At 57.0% G+C, this 589-nt stretch carries 2 protein-coding genes; both read right to left on the bottom strand.

Annotation, left to right across the window (positions count from 1 at the left end; all coding sequences use genetic code 11):
* A partial coding sequence (locus H5T41_11480; GenBank protein ID MBC7109380.1) for a GntR family transcriptional regulator occupies positions 1-161 on the bottom strand: 161 nt, incomplete at its 3' end.
* A gap of 162 nt (positions 162-323) precedes the next feature.
* Positions 324-589, bottom strand: a 266-nt coding sequence (locus tag H5T41_11475) for an ornithine carbamoyltransferase (protein MBC7109379.1), incomplete at its 5' end; no start/stop codon positions are given.

Raw genomic sequence — 589 nt, 5'->3', positions numbered from 1 at the left:
GAGAGGGCGCGCCGCACCGTCATCCGGCTTACCCCAAACATCTTTTGCAGTTCAGTTTCGGAGGGGAAGCGCTCGTTGGCTTCGAATTTTCCGGAGGTGATCCAGGACCGGAAGATCTCTTTTAGCTGGTAGTAAAGGGGGACCGGACTTCGGCGGTCCAAAGCAGGGATGGAAGGGTCAGCTTGTCTATACATCTGCACGTATGCTAGTCTAGCCAAATTGGGGTTCGAAGTCAACCCCTGAGGGAGGGACATCGGTAACCCGAAAAAGAAAACGGCCAGGGCATTGCCCTGGCCGTGGCAATTTCGCGCGAACTCCGCCCTTTATGAGGGGCGGCCGCCCATGGTGAGGGAGAGAATGGCCTTCTGCACGTGCAAACGGTTCTCCGCCTGGTCGTACATCCAGGAAAGTTCCGGATCGTCACAGATCTCAGGGTCCGCCTCGTTTCCGCGGTCAATGGGCATGACGTGCATCAGGTACCCGGGCTTACACAGCTCCTTTTGGCGCTTCCGCGTGTACTTCCAATCCTTGAACTTCTCGGCGTTCTTTATCTCCGCTTCTTTCCCGATCTCGTAGCGGCGCAGGCTCA

Source organism: Methanomassiliicoccales archaeon (genome assembly GCA_014361295.1).
Lineage (GTDB): Archaea > Thermoplasmatota > Thermoplasmata > Methanomassiliicoccales > JACIVX01 > JACIVX01.
The sequence above is the reverse complement of the archived record's forward strand: the minus strand, read 5'-3'. Positions and strand labels throughout refer to the sequence as shown.